The organism is Pseudomonas sp. PvP027, from assembly GCF_017833005.1.
Lineage (GTDB): Bacteria > Pseudomonadota > Gammaproteobacteria > Pseudomonadales > Pseudomonadaceae > Aquipseudomonas > Aquipseudomonas congelans.
The window spans coordinates 448,061-464,169 of record NZ_JAFIBK010000001.1 but is presented as its reverse complement, the minus strand read 5'-3'; the positions used below and the strand labels follow the sequence as shown (position 1 = coordinate 464,169).

At 61.4% G+C, this 16,109-nt stretch carries 12 protein-coding genes; 9 read left to right on the top strand and 3 right to left on the bottom strand.

All coding sequences use genetic code 11. The features are described 5' to 3' along the window. Nucleotides 1–8 precede the first annotated feature (8 nt). Both JOE33_RS01570 and JOE33_RS01565 read right to left on the bottom strand, forming a co-directional pair. Entirely contained in the window at nucleotides 9–920 is a 912-nt protein-coding gene (locus JOE33_RS01570; RefSeq protein WP_010433974.1) for a LysR substrate-binding domain-containing protein, read from the bottom strand. 24 nt (nucleotides 921–944) lie between these two features. After that, nucleotides 945–1,850: a LysR substrate-binding domain-containing protein gene (locus JOE33_RS01565; protein WP_096102064.1), complete on the bottom strand. Its 906-nt coding sequence runs from the start codon at nucleotides 1,848–1,850 to the stop codon at nucleotides 945–947. Nucleotides 1,851–2,000: 150 nt separating this feature from the next. Here JOE33_RS01565 and JOE33_RS01560 point away from each other — a divergent pair, with 150 nt between their 5' ends. Next, nucleotides 2,001–5,057: an FAD-binding and (Fe-S)-binding domain-containing protein gene (locus JOE33_RS01560; RefSeq protein WP_187625593.1), complete on the top strand. Its 3,057-nt coding sequence runs from the start codon at nucleotides 2,001–2,003 to the stop codon at nucleotides 5,055–5,057. Between the two features lie 311 nt (nucleotides 5,058–5,368). Here JOE33_RS01560 and yghX read toward each other — a convergent pair whose 3' ends face one another. Beyond that, entirely contained in the window at nucleotides 5,369–6,256 is an 888-nt protein-coding gene (gene yghX, locus JOE33_RS01555) for a YghX family hydrolase (protein WP_187625592.1), read from the bottom strand. A gap of 403 nt (nucleotides 6,257–6,659) precedes the next feature. Between yghX and JOE33_RS01550 the strand changes: the two genes are divergently transcribed. The 8 genes from JOE33_RS01550 to JOE33_RS01515 all read left to right on the top strand — a co-directional run bounded on the left by JOE33_RS01550 (nucleotide 6,660) and on the right by JOE33_RS01515 (nucleotide 16,072). Further along, nucleotides 6,660–7,715, top strand: a complete 1,056-nt coding sequence (locus tag JOE33_RS01550) for a GGDEF domain-containing protein (RefSeq protein WP_054993639.1) — start codon at nucleotides 6,660–6,662, stop codon at nucleotides 7,713–7,715. A gap of 107 nt (nucleotides 7,716–7,822) precedes the next feature. Further along, nucleotides 7,823–8,773, top strand: coding sequence for a LysR family transcriptional regulator (locus JOE33_RS01545; protein WP_010433016.1), 951 nt, complete (start codon nucleotides 7,823–7,825; stop codon nucleotides 8,771–8,773). Nucleotides 8,774–9,093: 320 nt separating this feature from the next. Next, a complete protein-coding gene (locus tag JOE33_RS01540) occupies nucleotides 9,094–10,554 on the top strand; it encodes an NAD(P)/FAD-dependent oxidoreductase (RefSeq protein ID WP_187625591.1) in 1,461 nt (486 codons plus the stop codon). Further along, the gene (locus tag JOE33_RS01535) at nucleotides 10,551–11,525 is read left to right on the top strand and encodes an ABC transporter permease (RefSeq protein ID WP_054993636.1); all 975 of its coding nucleotides are present in this window, start codon (nucleotides 10,551–10,553) and stop codon (nucleotides 11,523–11,525) included. Before JOE33_RS01540 ends, JOE33_RS01535 begins: the two co-directional genes overlap by 4 nt. After that, nucleotides 11,522–12,442 (top strand): ABC transporter permease, encoded by a 921-nt coding sequence (locus JOE33_RS01530; protein WP_187625590.1) that lies wholly within the window; start codon nucleotides 11,522–11,524, stop codon nucleotides 12,440–12,442. Before JOE33_RS01535 ends, JOE33_RS01530 begins: the two co-directional genes overlap by 4 nt. Continuing rightward, nucleotides 12,439–13,452 carry an ABC transporter ATP-binding protein gene (locus tag JOE33_RS01525; protein WP_187625589.1) on the top strand — a complete coding sequence of 338 codons (1,014 nt, stop codon included), beginning with the start codon at nucleotides 12,439–12,441 and terminating at the stop codon, nucleotides 13,450–13,452. Before JOE33_RS01530 ends, JOE33_RS01525 begins: the two co-directional genes overlap by 4 nt. Next, nucleotides 13,442–14,455: an ABC transporter ATP-binding protein gene (locus tag JOE33_RS01520; RefSeq protein WP_122529053.1), complete on the top strand. Its 1,014-nt coding sequence runs from the start codon at nucleotides 13,442–13,444 to the stop codon at nucleotides 14,453–14,455. The genes JOE33_RS01525 and JOE33_RS01520 overlap by 11 nt, the downstream gene beginning before the upstream one ends. A 51-nt stretch (nucleotides 14,456–14,506) precedes the next feature. Continuing rightward, complete coding sequence (locus JOE33_RS01515) at nucleotides 14,507–16,072, top strand: ABC transporter substrate-binding protein (RefSeq protein ID WP_122578326.1); 1,566 nt, start codon at nucleotides 14,507–14,509, stop codon at nucleotides 16,070–16,072. Nucleotides 16,073–16,109: the final 37 nt, after the last annotated feature.

Genomic DNA, 16,109 nt, shown 5'->3' with positions numbered 1-16,109 from the left:
TGCAGGTTTCAGAGCGGTGGAACCAGTGTGGCTATTTCGTCTGCCAGCCATTTCTCGAAGGCGCGTGCGGCACGCCGCGGCGTCTTGCCGCTGGGTGTCAGCAAGTAATAGCCGCCTACCGCACCAACGCTCTTGCGGCAGGCCGGCACCAGCGCGCCGGACCGCACGTGACGATCGATCATCGGCTGCCAGCCGAGCACGATGCCGTGCCCGGCGACGGCCAGGTCGACCAGCACCGGATACAGGTTGACGGTCATGCGCTTGCGGATCAGCGACGCATCGACACCCTGGCGGCCGAACCAGTCACCCCACGACAGCCATTGACGCTGGCCGTCTTCGAGCATCAGCAGGCAATGTTCCAGCAGTTGCGCGGGCTCCAGCAGACGCCCGTCCAGGTAGTCGGGCGAGCAGTAGGCGTTGACCGATTCGGCGAACAGCAGACGGCTGTCGAGACCCGCCGGTGAGACTTCGCGCAGAAAATACAACGCCAGATCGAATTCGGCGCGAATCAGCGAATCCAGCCCGTCGACCACGCGCAGGCGGATATCCACGGCCGGGAAGGCATCGCGATAACGTCCCAGCAAAGGCCCCAGCCACAACGCCGCCACGCCACTGGAGCAGGCCAGGGTCAGTTGCTGATCGCCGCTGTGAGTGATCACCTGGGCGGTGGCCTCGGCGCACAGGGTCAGTACGCGCTGGATCTGCTCGGCGTAAATCTGCCCGGCGACCGTCAGATGAATGCGCTTGTGTTCACGACGAAACAGCGCGCGGCCGAGAAACTCCTCCAGTTGCGCGACCTGACGGCTGATCGCGCTTTGGGTCAGGTTCAGTTCGGTGGCGGCACGGGTGAAACTGCCATGCCGGACGGCGGCTTCGAAAGCGATCAGGTTCTGCAGCGGCGGAAGGGGCTCGATACGCACAGTGGCTCCTGTTGCGGGCAGGTTTTACAAAGGGTCGGGAAACGGCGTCGACAGCAGCCAGTCCCTGAACACGCACAGCGATGGCAGGTTCTGAAAGCGCGTGGCGTAGGCCAGGTAGTAATTGCGTCCGCTGTCCAGAGGCTCGAACAGGGTGACCAGTTCGCCGCTGTGGATTTCGTCCTGCACCAGAATGCGCGGTACCAGTGCGATACCAATGCCGGCCGCGACGGCCTGGATCAGGTGCGAGGTCAGTTCGAAACTCGGGCCGGGGCGCATGATGTGGTGATCCAGGCGATTACTGTCGAACCAGTCCGACCAGGCATTGGGTCGGGACACCACGCTCAGCAACGAATGCTGGGCCACCTGCGTCGGGGTCATCGACTGGTAGCCGGCAAGGGCAGCCGGGCTGGCAATGACCACCAGTTTTTCACTGACCAGCGGATGGGCGATGTAACCGGGCCAGTTGCCGTTGCCGGCACAAATGATCGCGTTCATTTCGCTGGCGGCGGGCGTCAGGTCGGCATGCACGATGCGTGAATGGATATGCACCACATAGCCCGGATGCCGGGTGTAAAAGTCATTCATCCGCGGCAGCAGCCACTTCGAACCGAAGGTGGGCAGCACGGCCAGGTGCAGAGTGCCGCCTTCGGCCTTGTGCGCGATGGTTTGCAGAGTTGCACTGCGGATGCGGCCCAGCGCGGCAGCCAGCTCATGCTGATACAGCGCGCCTGCGGTGGTCAGCTCGATGCGCCTGCCGTCACGCTTGAACAGCTCGACTTCCAGCTGCGCCTCCAGCGCCTGTACCTGCCGGCTGACGGCGCTCTGGGTCAGGGCCAGTTCGTCTGCGGCCTTGGTAAAGCTGCCATGCCGGGCGGCCGCCTCGAAGGCGAGCAGCAGCGACATCGAGGGCGTCAGTCTTCGGGTGTTCATTCATAAAACTCATGGAAAAACGGCAGGTTTTACGTTTGCACCGAAGCATGACAGGCCGGAGAATCACGCTAACCGTTGATAACGCCATGCATTCGAGCGTTTCGAAGCATACGTGCTTTGCATATAAAACGCCTAGCGAGGAAGACCACCATGATTGCGCTGTTGAAACCGACTTCCGAGCAGGTCGGTCACTATGACCGTTTCCTCAATGCCTTGGCGGAGGGCGGCTTTCGTGGCGAAATAGCCCGTGACCATGGTTCGCGCACAGTGCTGGCCACTGATAACTCCATCTACCAGCGCCTGCCACAGGCCGCCGTGTTCCCGATGGACAGCCATGACGTCGCAATCGTCGCCCGGCTGGCAGCGCGGCCCGAGCACAAACAGGTAGTGTTGACCCCGCGGGGCGGCGGCACCGGGACCAACGGGCAATCGCTGACCGATGGTGTGGTGGTCGACCTGTCGCGGCACATGAACGCGATTCTCGAGATCAACGTCGAGGAACGTTGGGTGCGCGTGCAGACCGGTGTGGTCAAGGACCAGCTCAATGCCGCGCTCAAGCCGCACGGGCTGTTTTTCGCGCCGGAACTGTCGACCTCCAACCGCGCCACGATTGGCGGCATGATCAACACCGATGCCAGCGGGCAGGGCAGTTGCACCTACGGCAAGACCCGTGATCACGTCCTTGAGCTGTCCACGGTGTTGCTGGGCGGTTCGTACGTCAACAGCCATGCATTGAGTGCCGGGCAGCTGGCCAGCGAACAGGCACGCGTCGACCGCGCCGGCGACGTCTATCGCTGCGCGCAGGAGATTGCCGATACGCAGGCACAATTGATCAAGGAGGTCTTTCCGCCGCTAAACCGCTGCCTGACCGGCTACGATCTGGCGCACCTGCGCGAGGAAGACGGCCGTTTCAACCTCAACAGCGTGCTCTGCGGTTCTGAAGGTTCGCTGGGGTTTATCGTCGAGGCCCGGCTCAATGTCCTGCCGATCCCCAAACATTCGATTCTGGTCAACGTTCGCTATGCCGGTTTCATGGACGCCCTGCGCGACGCCAAGGCGTTGATGGCGCACAAACCGCTGTCCATCGAGACCGTGGACTCCAAGGTGCTGATGCTGGCCATGCAGGATATCGTCTGGCATGGCGTGGCCGAGTATTTCCCCCAAGACCCTGCGACGCCGACGCTGGGCATCAACCTGATCGAATTCAGCGGCGATGAGTTGAGTGAAGTCGAGCAGCGCGTTCATGCGTTCGTTGCGCACCTGCAGACCGACACGTCGGTGGTGCGCCTCGGCCACACGCTGGCGGCTGGCAGCGCGGCAGTGAACCGCGTGTACACCATGCGCAAGCGCTCGGTGGGGTTGCTCGGCAACGTCAAGGGTGAAGCGCGACCACAGCCGTTTGTCGAAGACACTGCCGTGCCACCGGAAAATCTCGCCGATTACATTCAGGAGTTCCGTGCGCTGCTGGACAGCTACGGGCTGCAATACGGCATGTTTGGTCATGTGGATGCCGGCGTGCTGCACGTGCGGCCGATTCTGGACATGAAGGACCCCGCGCAGGCTGCGCTGATTCGGCCAATCTCCGACGCCGTCGCCGCGCTGACAAAGCGCTACGGCGGGCTGCTGTGGGGCGAGCATGGCAAGGGCCTGCGTTCGCAATACGTGCCTGAATATTTCGGCGAGCTGTATCCCGCGTTGCAGGCCCTCAAGGCCGCCTGCGACCCGTTCAACCAGCTCAACCCCGGCAAGATCGCCACGCCTGCCAGCGTGCCGGAAGCGCGCCTGACGCTGGTGGATGAGGTGACGTTGCGCGGCGATCTGGATCGCACGATCGACGAACGGGTCTGGCAAAGCTACGACAGCGCGCTGCACTGCAATGGCAATGGCGCCTGTTACAACTATGACACCGATGACGCCATGTGCCCGTCCTGGAAAGCCACCCGTGACCGCATTCACTCACCCAAGGGCCGCGCTTCGCTGGTCAGGGAATGGCTGCGCCTGCAAGGTGAGCAGGACGTCGATGTGCTCACCGCCAGCGCCAGGGCGCGCAGTGCCAATGTGCTGAAAAGTCTTGCCGAGCGAACCGTCAACAGCGTAGCCAGGGTGACGGGGCAGAAGGATTTCTCCCACGAAGTCTACGACGCCATGGCCGGTTGCCTGGCCTGCAAGTCCTGCGCGGGACAATGCCCGGTGAAGGTCAACGTGCCCGAGTTCCGTTCGCGCTTTCTCGAGCTGTATCACAGCCGCTACCTGCGCCCGATCAAGGATTACCTGATTGGCTCGCTGGAGTTCAGCATCCCGCACCTGGCGCGCTTTCCGAAGCTGTACAACGCGATCATGGGCGCAAAGCCAGTGCGTTACCTGCTTGAGCATGTAGCCGGTATGGTCGACAGCCCGTTATTGAGTCTGACCGACTTCCGCGCGGCCTGCGCCCGCTGGAATGTGGGCATTGCCACGCCGCAGCGTCTGGCCGCTCTGAGCGAGGAGGAGCGCAAGCGCACGGTGGTGCTGGTTCAGGATGCATTCACCCGATACTTCGAAACCCCGCTGGCGGCAGACTGGCTGGAGCTGATTTCGCGTCTCGGTTATCAGGTCTACCTCGCGCCGTTTGCGCCCAATGGCAAGCCGCTGCAGGTGCAGGGTTTTCTGCAGGCGTTCGAGAAGGCTGCCGCTTTCAACAGCCAGTCGCTTGGCAAGCTGGCCGGGTACGGTATCCCGTTGATCGGTCTGGACCCGGCCATGACCCTGGTCTATCGCCAGGAGTACAGCAAGACATTGGGCAGTGAGAATGTGCCCGAGGTCATGCTGCCGCAGGAATGGCTGGCGTCTACGGTCGAGGAAGGTCGCGATGGAGCGTCGGCAGAAACGTACTACTTCCTGCCGCATTGCACTGAGAAGACCAACGAGCCTGCCAGTGTCGGCCTCTGGCAGAAAGCCTTCGCCCGCGCCGGGCTCAAGCTGGAGGTGCTGGCCAGCGGTTGCTGCGGGATGTCCGGCACCTATGGGCATGAAACCCGAAACGCGAAAACCAGCGACACCATCTACCGTCAGTCCTGGCAGCCACTGGTAGCCCGGCATGGCGGTGACGGCCGGCTGGTCGCTGATGGCTACTCATGCCGCAGCCAGGTCAAGCGCCAGGACGGCAAAGTGGTGCAGCATCCATTGCAGGTGCTGCTGGAGAGGGTGCGCGGGCGCTGTGATAGTTGAGACTATCGTGCCGCACGCCCAAGCGTGGGGACGCAGTGAGCGACGCTCCGCATCACAAGGAGGACGCGGAGCGTCCAGAACGGCATGACGACGCGGAGCGTCGCACGATAGTGGCTGATCGTGCCGCACGCTCAAGCGTGGGGACGCAGTGGGCGACGCTCCGCATCACAAGGAGAACGCGGAGCGTCCAGAACGGCATGAGGACGCGGAGCGTCGCACGATAGTGGATGATCGTTCCTCACGCTCCAGCGTGGGAATGCCTTGCGTGACGCTCTGCGTCACCGATCTGTGCCGCGCCGTTCGGTCAGAACTTAAACCAGATACTTGTTGAACCACCCCAATGTGCGGTCCCAGGCCAGTTTCGCCGCTGCTTCGTCGTAACGTGGGGTGGAGTCGTTGTGAAAACCATGATTGGCGCCCGGATAAATGTACGTTTCGTACGTTTTGCCCGCAGCTTTCAAGGCTTTTTCATAGGCTGGCCAGCCTTCGTTGATACGAGTATCCAGTTCGCCGTAGTGAATCATCATTGGCGCCTTGATCTTCACCACGTCTTCGGCATTGGGCTGACGCCCGTAGAACGACACCGCTGCGCCCAGCTCCGGATACGCAACCGCCGCGGCATTGGCCACACCGCCGCCGTAGCAGAAACCGGTGATGCCGACCTTGCCGGTGGTCGCGTCATGCTTCATCAGCCACTCGATGGCGGCAAAGAAGTCGTTCATGAGCTTTTCCGGGTTGACCGTCTGCTGCAGCTCACGGCCCTTGTCATCGTTGCCCGGATAGCCGCCGACCGATGACAGTCCATCAGGTGCCAGCGCAATGAAACCGGCTTTGGCAACGCGGCGCGCCACGTCTTCGATGTAGGGGTTCAAGCCGCGATTCTCATGTGCCACAACCACTGCCGGTACTTTTCCGGCCGCTTTGGCCGGCCGTACCAGATAGCCGCGAACCTGACCATGTCCCTTGGGCGATGGGTAGGAAACGTACTCGGCAATAATGTCCGGGTCGGTGAATTCAACCTGTTCGGCGAGCGCGTAGTTGGGGCTCAGCGAGGCAAGCAGCGCACTGGCGGTAAGGCCGCCAAAGGTAAACAGCGCTGCACGATCGAGAAACTCGCGCCGATTGATCCTGCCGTGTGCGTAGTAGTCATAAAGCTCAAGCAGTTCAGGAGCAAAGTCTTTTGCGGTGAGACGTTCCATCGGTACGCTTCCTTCCGAATCATTCAGGGCTGCCTGCATCTTGGCGGGCTGACGGGCAATGCGTGATCAACATCATGTCCGGCCCCGATAGTATTTCCGGCGAATCGGGATCGCTACTGTAAAACGACGAAAAACCGCCATCCACTGCGAGTGGGTGCAAACGACTGCACGTTGTCGGTCGCTGCCGACGGCCAGCGGAACAGGAAAAAATCAGGCATCGGATTGCACTACCCGGGCTCGATGATGTCCATTTGACTCCTTACGGCATTCACGGTGTTCGGGCGCCGTAGACAAGCATATTATCCAGTCGCTGCATAAAGCGGCGTCGGCTCGCGCCGACAATACATCATGATCTCAACCCTACGCTGATGGTCATATTCCACCTGCTTTTCGAGATAACGTGATGATGAGCCTTCCGACGGAAGACCGCACCCAGCTGTTCAAGGACACGGCTATCCAGTTCTGGAACCACATCACCCCGATCGTCTATGTCGCTCTGGGCATTCACTGTGTGTTGCTGACAGTGTTCCTGGGGCTGGGCATGAAGATCATGTGGGTGGCAAACATCGTCAGCACACTGGTTTACGTCAGTTGCATTCACCTGATCCGCAGGCGTCGGCATCGGCAGGCCGGACAGCTGATGTGCCTGGAGATCATCGGCCATGCCGTGCTCGCGACATGGCAACTGGGCTGGGAAAGCAACTTCAGCTTTTACATATTCTGTGTGATTCCCATCATCGCCTTCACCTTTCAACTGAACGTCGTCAGACGCATTGTCTACAGCGTGGCGATCCTGCTGTCGCTGGTGGGCTGCTTCGCCTTTCGCCGATACACGGGGCAGGGATCCGGTCTAAGCCAGAACGTGCTCAATGCGTTCGGTATTGTCAACGTACTCACAGCAACCACACTGTCGATTTACGCCACTGCATTGTCGGTACGTTTCACCTCGTCGATGCAACTGAGCCTGTTTCATATCGCCAACCGCGACAGCCTGACCAATCTCTACACGCGCAGACGAGTGCTGCATCGCATACGCGAGCTGGAAGCCAGGCGGCAGGGGCTGTCGGCTTCGTTGATCCTGCTCGACATCGATCATTTCAAACAGATCAATGATGTCCACGGGCATGAAACCGGCGATGTGGTTCTGCAACGTGTGGCCGAGATCATCGGTTCAAGCGTGCGCAGCAGCGATATGGCGGCGCGTTGGGGCGGCGAGGAGTTTCTGGTGCTCATGCCTGACACCTCGCCCGAAGATGCGCTGCGCGCGGCCGAACGTATCTGGCGGCGTATCGCCGAGGAGGCCGGGCGGATCAATGAGCGCGTCATTGCCGTCAGCGCCACAGTCGCTGTGGCGACCATCGCCACCGGCGAGGCGTTTCAGCTGGCCCTCAATCGTGCCGACACGTCGCTGTACATGGGCAAACAGCAGGGCCGAAACCGGGTAATGATCGCCGGATGAGCTGCTTGCTCACGCCAGACGCTACCAGCGTGTAGACTTTCGCGCTTTGAACCGGGGAGCACTGTGTCGTGCGTCCTCATTGGCGGTGTATCGATCAAGGCATGCTTATGGATTTGCGTCAGCTCGAAGCCTTCGCGGCGGTCATGTCGGCAGGCAGTGTCACGGCGGCAGGGAAAATGCTCGGCCGATCTCAGCCCTCGGTCACCCGGGCCATTCAGGAACTTGAGCAGGAACTGGGCTTTGCGTTGTTCGAACGCAGCGGGCCGAAGGTCACGCCTACCCACAAGGCGTTCATGATGTATGGCGAAGTGGAAAGTGCGCTGCTGGGGGTGCGCAACATCCACCAGCGTGCGCAGCACATTGCCCAGGAGGAGAACCACCAGATCAAGCTGGTGGCGATCTCGGCCCTGGCAGCCGGTCTGTTGCCTGCGGCCTTGTCGCGCCTGCCCGAGCATCTGCGTCCGCAACAGATTCAGCTACAGAGCATGTCCCCGGAGAATGTGGTTCAGGCTGTCCTGTCGAAAACCATGGATCTGGGAGCGGTCAGCCTGCCGCTGGAGCATCGTGGTCTGGAAATCCACTGGATCGGCGAGGCGCCTTGTGTGGCGGTATTGCCCGCCGATTCGGCGCTGGCCGCGCATGAGGTGCTGTCGATGGAGCTGCTGCGTCAGCACACGCTGATCACCATGGCCAACCCGTATCGCTTTCGTCGACGCATCGACAAGGCGTTTCAGGCTGCGGGTGGTCAGCCGCCGCGTATGCTGGACACCAATACGTCGCTGATTGCCATGCAGATGGCCAGGGTCGGGCTGGGCATTGCACTGGTCGATCCGTTCACGGCGATGGGGGTGCCGGTGCAGGGCGTGGTGGTCAGGCCGATCGCCTGCAACATTCCGTTTTTCTTCGGACTGATTTCAGCCTTCGCCAGCCCGTTGTCGGACGTGGCGAGCGCGCTGATCAATGAAATTGCCGACAGCGCAAAAATCCTCTTGCCGGAAATGATCATGCACGAAGCCAGCGCGCATGATGCCCTGTTACAGAGCATTTATGCCGAGTGAGTGGGCAATGCTGGCAGCATTCAGCCCCAGGCATCGGTAACGCCTGTCGTCGTGCGCGCAAGACTGAAGATCGGACGCAGCGCGCCCATGAATACCCTGGATAACGCCTCGTTTCACACCCTTCAAAATTTGCTTAAATTCCATTTGGGAATATAAATATGCTTTTTTGCGCGTTGCGAGAATAAAAATCGGCTTTTACTATTCGAATTAAGCATTCAAAGCCTTTAAGAATTCATTTAGCACAATATTGGAATGATTCTTGAAGTGCTTTGAATCAAGGCTCGGGCTTGTGGCCCGATCATTTTTTCGAGTACCGATCAATGTCCGATGTGAACGCACCCGCTGGCCTGGCCGCCCTGGAAGCTCGCTTGCAGCAGGATCTGGCCTGGCTGGATCTGCCCGCCAAGCCATGGGTCAAGCCCAGGATCAGCGCAGGGCAGGCCGTGCTCGACGTGGCGATTATCGGTGGAGGCATGGCCGGTCTTGCCCTGTCCGCCGAGCTGCGCAATCTCGGCGTAGCGGCGGTCATTTTCGATCAGTCACCAGCAGGTTTCGAAGGCCCTTGGGCCACCACTGCGCGGATGCAGACCCTGCGTTCGCCAAAGCAGTTGACCGGACCGGCGCTTGGCTTGCCGGCGCTGACGTTTCGCGCCTGGTACGAAGCGCAATTCGGCGTCGATGGCTGGGCGTTGCTGGACAAGATTCCTCGTTTGCAATGGGCCGAGTACCTGCGCTGGTATCGCAAGGTACTGGCACTGGACGTACGCAACGAGCACCGTATAAGCCGGGTAGCGCCCAGAGCGGACGGCCTGATTGAACTGGACGTTGTCACGCCGGTACAGACACGATTCCTACTGGCCCGCCATGTGGTACTCGCCACGGGCCGTGACGGCCTGGGAGGTCCTTGGGTGCCGGATTTTGCCCGGCAGCTGCCGGAGCATTTGTGGACGCATTCGGCGGCGGGTCTGCAGGACAGCTGGTTCGCCGGCAAGCGCGTTGCGGTCATTGGCGGTGGCGCCTCGGCGATGGACAGCGCCGCCACGGCGCTGGAGGCTGGCGCGACGCGGGTCGATCTGCTGATCCGGCGCGCCGAGCTGCCGCGTGTCAACAAAGGCAAGGGCGTCGGCAATCCTGGCATGGTGCATGGCTACTGGCGCCTGCCGGACATCTGGAAATGGCGCATTCGCCACTACCTCAATACCCAACAAGTGCCACCACCTCGCGGGAGTACGCTCAGAGTGTCCGCTTCCGGCAAGGCGCGGTTCATGCTCGACAGCCCGGTGCTTTCCGTCGAAGAGAGCGCTGCTGGAGGCGTCTGGCTGAATACGCCGAAGGCCCGTATCGAGGCAGACTTCGTGGTATTTGCCACCGGGTTTCGCACCGACTTCCGGCAGCGCCCGGAATTTGCGCCATTCTCTTCGCAGATCCGTGTCTGGCAGGATCGCTTCGAAGCGCCGAGCGGCGAAACCGATGCTGAGCTGGCTGTACTGCCGGATCTGGGCAACTGCTTTGAATTTCAGGAAAAGATTCCAGGCGCCTGCCCGGGGCTGAACCACATTCACTGCTTCAGTTATCCGGCAGCGTTGAGCTATGGCGCGGTGTCCGGGGATATTCCTGCCATCAGCGAAGGTTCCAAACGTCTGGCCCATGCCTTGGTCGGGCAGTTGTTCAACGAGGACATCGCCCTGCATTTCGACACCATGCTCGATTACGCCGAGCCAGAACTGCTGGGCGATGAGTGGGTGGTCAGCCAGCCAAGCGCCGCAGAGCTGCGCCAATGATCGGCTGGGCGCTGCGTCGGCTGACTCAATCGTTGCTGGTCATCCTGTTGATGACGCTGGTGGTGTTCGTCGGCCTCAATGCCATCGGCAACCCGATGGACATTCTGGTCGGTGAAGACCTCAATCAGGCCGAGCGTCTGCAGGCCATCGCGCATTTGGGCCTGGACCAGCCTCTGTGGCAGCAGTACCTGATTTTTCTCAAGGGTGCGGTTCACGGCAATCTGGGGCAAAGCTTCGTGTATCACGAGGACGCCATGCGCCTGATCCTGCAGCGCTTGCCCGCCACGTTCGAGCTGGCGTTCAGTGCTCTGTTTCTGGCGGTGGTCATCGGTGTGCCGCTGGGCATGTTTGCCGGTATGTACCCCGAGCATCCGCTGTCCCGACTGATGATGGCCGCCAGCATTGTCGGCTTTTCGCTGCCTGCGTTCTGGGTGGCATTGATGATGATCATGCTGTTCTCCATCTCCCTGGGCTGGCTGCCGGCCAGCGGCCGCGGCGAAACCCGTGAGTGGCTGGGCGTGCAATGGTCATGGCTGACGCTGGACGGTTTGCAGCACCTGTTGTTGCCAGCGCTGAACCTGGCGCTGTTCAAGATTTCGCTGGTGCTGCGTCTGACCCGTGCGGGTGTGCGCGAAGTGCTGCCCCAGGAATTCGTCAAATTCGCCCGGGCCAAGGGTCTGTCACCGATGCGCGTGATGTGTATGCACGTCATGCGCAACACCATGATTCCGGTGGTGACGGTGCTGGCCATGGAACTGGGCTCGACCATCGCCTATGCCGTAGTGACTGAAAGCATTTTCGCCTGGCCGGGTGCCGGCAAGCTGATCCTCGACAGCATCAACATGCTCGACCGCCCGGTGGTGGTCGCTTACCTGATGGTGGTCGTAGTGATTTTCGTGGTGCTCAACCTGATCGTCGACGGCTTGTATTACCTGCTCGACCCACGCGTACGCATCGAGGCATCCCGATGAATGTCATTGAAAAAGCCCCGATCGGCAGCACGCTGCTGCAGGCCCAGTCGCCCTGGCGACGAGTGTTGACCGAGTTCTTCAGTTCGCCCACGGCGGTGACGGGCCTGGTGGTCCTGCTGATCATTGTCCTGGTTGCAGCCCTGGCGCCGTGGATTGTGGTGCAGAACCCCTACGACCTGATGCAGCTCAACGTCATGGACGCGCGCATGCCGCCTAGCAGCCTCAATGTGGACAGCGGTTACACCTATTGGCTGGGCACTGACGGTCAGGGCCGCGATCTGGTTTCGGCGATCATCTACGGTCTGCGCATCAGCCTGTGGGTCGGCATCGGCTCGGCGTTGATTGCGGCAGTGCTCGGTACGCTGCTCGGGCTGGTGTCTGCGTATGTCGGTGGCTGGCTCGATGCCTTGCTGATGCGTCTGGTCGACCTGTTGCTGTCGTTTCCGGTGATTCTGATGGCGCTGATGATTCTGGCCTGGCTGGGCAAGGGCGTCGGCAACGTGATGCTGACCCTGATATTGCTCGAATGGGCCTATTACGCGCGTACCGCACGCGGTCAGGCGCTGACCGAAAGCCGCCGTGAATACGTCGATGCGGCGCGCGGGCAGGGCATAGGTCCGCTGCGAATTGTAGTTGGTCACATTCTGCCCAACTGCCTGCCCCCGCTGATCGTGATCGGCGCCTTGCAGATCGCCCGCGCCATCACTCTGGAAGCGACCCTGTCGTTCCTGGGCCTGGGCGTGCCGGTCACCGAGCCGTCGCTGGGGCTGCTGATTGCCAACGGCTTTCAATACATGCTCAGCAATGAATACTGGATCAGTCTGTTTCCGGGCCTGGCGCTGTTGATCACTATTGTGGCCATCAACCTTGTCGGTGACCGGCTGCGTGATGTTCTCAACCCGAGGCTGCAGCGATGAGCCTGCCCGACGCGCCATTGGCGCCCACTACCGTCCGACAGCCGACTCTGGATGTGCGGGGCCTGTGCACCTCGTTTCATACCCGCGCCGGAGTGTTGCCGGCGGTGCGCGATGTGTCACTGCGCGTAGAGCCGGGACGCATTCTGGGTCTGGTCGGTGAGTCCGGTTCGGGCAAGTCGGTCACCGGTTTTTCGATCCTCGGCCTTGTCGATGAGCCTGGGCGCATCAGCGGTGGCGAGGTGCTGTTCAAGGGCCGCGATCTGACCAGACTGTCTGCCTCGCAACTGCGTGACATTCAGGGCAACCGGGTAGCGATGATCTTTCAGGACCCGATGATGACCCTCAACCCGGTGCTGCGGGTCGATACACAAATGATCGAGGCGGTGCGGGCACACAGCCCGATGAGCAAGCGCGAGGCCCGCGAACACGCCAGTCGCACGCTGGCGCTGATGGGCATCGCCAGCCCTGAAGAACGTCTGCGCGCCTATCCGCATCAGTTGTCCGGCGGTATGCGCCAGCGGGTGGCGATTGCCATCGCACTGCTGCATGCACCGGACCTGATCATCGCCGATGAGCCGACCACGGCGCTGGACGTGACCATTCAGGCGCAGATTCTCAGTGAAGTGCAGAAGCTGGTGCGCGAGCAGGGCACTTCGCTGATCTGGATCACCCATGATCTTTCCGTGATCGCGGGGCTGGCTGACGATGTGGCGGTGATGTACGCCGGACGCATCGTCGAGCAGGGTCCGGTCGCCGATGTACTGGATCGTCCGCAGCACCCCTACACCCAAGGGCTGATCGACAGCCTGCCAAGTCGCAACCAGCGCGGCCAGCGCCTGCGGCAGATTCCGGGCATGGCACCCGACCTGCTGTCGATGCCGGTCGGTTGTGCTTTCGCGGCGCGCTGTCCCCGAGCTTCGCAGATCTGTGCGCAGGAGCCTCAACCCCACGAGGCGCGACCGGGCCAGATGGTTCGCTGTTTTCACCCAGGAGCGGTCGATGCCCAGTGATCAGATTCCCCTCATCGAGCTGCATCAGGTCAGCAAGACCTTCGGCAAACCCGTGGATGAGCGCTCTCTTCAGGGGCTTATGCAACGGCTGCACCTTACCCGTGCAAAACCGGTGACCCATGCGGTGGATCGTGTCGATCTGCGCATCGCGCGCGGTGAAGTGGTCGGGCTGGTGGGCGAGTCGGGCTGTGGCAAGTCGACCCTGGGGCGCATGGTTGCCGGGCTGCTGCCGGTCTCCTCAGGCACCACATTGGTGGACGGCAAACCGCTGGATAGCCTTACCACGCAGGAGCGCAAGGCGTTGCGCCTGAAAGTGCAGATGATTTTTCAGGACCCTTCGTCAAGCCTCAACCCGCGTCTGCGAGTCGACCGGATCGTCGGCGAAGGTGCGCTGTTGCACGGCCTGACCGACCGCAAGGGCGCAGATGATTACGTCAGTGCGCAATTGCAGCGTGCCGGGCTCAGCCCGCAATTGCGCCAGCGCTATCCGCATCAGTTCAGCGGTGGCCAGCGCCAGCGCATCGGCATTGCCCGTGCGCTGGCGGTGCAACCGGAACTGCTGGTGTGCGACGAGTCGGTGGCGGCGCTGGACGTGTCGATTCAGGCACAGATCCTCAACCTGTTCATGGACCTGCGCGACGAGCTGGGCCTGACCTATCTGTTTATCAGCCATGACCTGGGCGTCGTCGAGCATCTCTGCGATCGGGTCATCGTGATGTACCTGGGCCGCGTGGTCGAGACGGCGTCGGTCGACGACCTGTTTGCGCGGGCCAATCATCCGTACACCCAGGCGCTGCTGGCGCAGATCCCGCGCTTCGATATTCGCAGTACCCGTTATGACGCGATCCAAGGGGAAATCCCCAGCCCGCTGAACCCGCCTGCCGGGTGTCATTTCCACCCTCGCTGCCCGCACGCCATGGCGCGCTGTCGCGAGGAAGTTCCAGCGCTGCGGGAGGTTTCGCCGAATCACCAGAGCGCCTGTCACCTGAATGACCAACGCTGAACGGGCACCTCAAGCCCGTCACCCTCTGCCATTGCGTACAAGGAATCACCCATGAAACCACTCGTTCGTTCGTTGTTAGCGTCGGCCCTCGTGCTGGCTGCCGGCAGTGTCACGGCACAGGACTTGCGCATCGGTTACGCCGACCCGGTCTCTTCCCTCGATCCACAGCTCAATAACTATGCCGGAGACCGCTCGGTGGCTTTGCATGCCTTCGAATCGCTGGTCAGCCGCCGTGATGACAAAACCCTGCCAGGTCTGGCCAAGAGCTGGAAGGTCGTGGACGACACCACGTGGGAGTTCGCCCTGCGTGATGATGTCAAATGGCAGGATGGCACGCCGCTGACCGCTGATGACCTGGTCTTCTCCTTCGAGCGCGCGCGCAACGTACCCGGCAGCGTGGCCTCTTATGCAGGTGCCATGCGTACCGTTGAATCGATCAAGGCCAAGGACGATCACACGCTGGTCATCAAGACCCGTTCGCCCAATGCCAACCTGCTGCCGGACATCGATTCGATCTACATCGTCAGTCGCCATGCCGGTGCGGCAGCCAGCAGCGCCGATTACAACTCGGGCAAGGCGATGATCGGCACCGGTCCTTACCGGTTTGTCTCGTTCGTGCCGGGCGATCGCACGGTATTCGCGCGCAATGACAATTACTGGGGTGGCAGACCGACCTGGGACAAGGTTGATTTCCGCTTCATTGCCAATGCCGCCAACCGTACTGCGGCCTTGCTGGCGGGCGATGTCGACGTGATCGACAAGGTATCGCCTACCGATGTGGCGCGCCTGCGCAAAACACCGAACGTCAATGTCTTCGCCTATCAGGGACTGCGTGCGCTGATCATTCAGCCAAGTTTCCGAGCAGGCCCGAACGAATTCATTCGCGACAATGCGGGCAAGCCGCTGGCCGAAAACCCGCTGCTGGACGTACGGGTGCGCAAGGCGCTGTCCCTGGCGATCAATCGTCCGGCCATCGACGAGCGCATCATGCAAGGCACCGTAACCGAAGCCAATCAATGGATGCCGGCCAACACGTTCGGTTACAACCCGCAGATCAAGAACATCCCCTATGACGTCAAGCAGGCCAAGGATCTGCTGGCGCAGGCCGGCTTCCCCGAAGGCTTCCAACTGACTGTGCATGTGCCGGGCGACCGTTATCCGCAGGCACCGGAGGTCATGCAGGCGGTGGCGCAGTTCTGGACGCGGATCGGCGTCAAGGTTCAGCTGGAGGTATTGCCGTGGGCGGTGTACGCGGGCAAGGCCAACAAGAATGAACTGGCGATCAGCGTGATTGCCTGGGGCAATGGCACCGGCGAAGCGGCGTATGCCCTGACCAATATTCTGACCACGGTCGATAGCAGCAAAGGGCAGGGCGCTTCCAACTGGGGCCATTACAGCAATCCGCTGGTGGACAAGGCACTGGCTGATTCGACCGCTGAATTCGACGAGGCCAAGCGGCGCAAGATTCTCCAGGACTCGGTGCAGATTGTCAGCGATGACGTCGGCATCATCCCGCTGTTCCATTACCAGAACATCTGGGCAGCGCGCAAAGGCCTCAAGGTCGAGCCACTGGTCAGCGACCGCACTGCAGCGACCATGGTCACCGAGCAACCTTGATTTCTTCCATCAACGCGCCGCTTCTGCAAGCGGCGGC